The following is a 448-nucleotide window of genomic DNA, read 5'->3' as shown; positions in this document are numbered from 1 at the left end:
AACAGTACGGCAAGAGTGACGTTGTCACGGCCAAAGTGATGACGCAGCCGTATGAGGGATTGTAAGAGACCTGGCTTTGACGTAAGAAGCGGTCGGGTCAGTTGAGTCATGGTGACATCCTGTTTATCGGCTTTGGCGGTAGATATGGGTATGCTTATCGGCAATATGCAACTGCAGATAGTTGCCTCGGCTCAGGCCAAGGTGACGCGTTTCCCTGATAGGAACATCCACCTTGATCGTCGGTAATTGGTGCGCACCCTGAAGCTGGCAGTCGGCACGCATGAAAGTGCCCTGAAACTCCAGATCGTCTATGCGTACCAGCACGCTGCTGTCACTCTTCTCACCCGCGGGCAGAAAATGCAGATCTTCAGGTCTGAGTCCCAGTTCTACCTGCTCGCCGCGCTGGAATTGAGCGGCCGGAAGTGGCAGCAGGCTTTCACCGATTCGC

The 448-nt window shown here is 54.7% G+C and carries 1 protein-coding gene; it reads right to left on the bottom strand.

The annotated features are described in order from the left end of the window. Positions 1-123: 123 nt before the first annotated feature. Positions 124-448, bottom strand: a 325-nt coding sequence (locus ACYP03_RS24130) for a TOBE domain-containing protein (protein ID WP_459782382.1), incomplete at its 5' end; no start/stop codon positions are given.

This window comes from Photobacterium sp. R1 (genome assembly GCF_054600795.1).
This window is presented reverse-complemented; position numbering and strand designations above follow the sequence as displayed.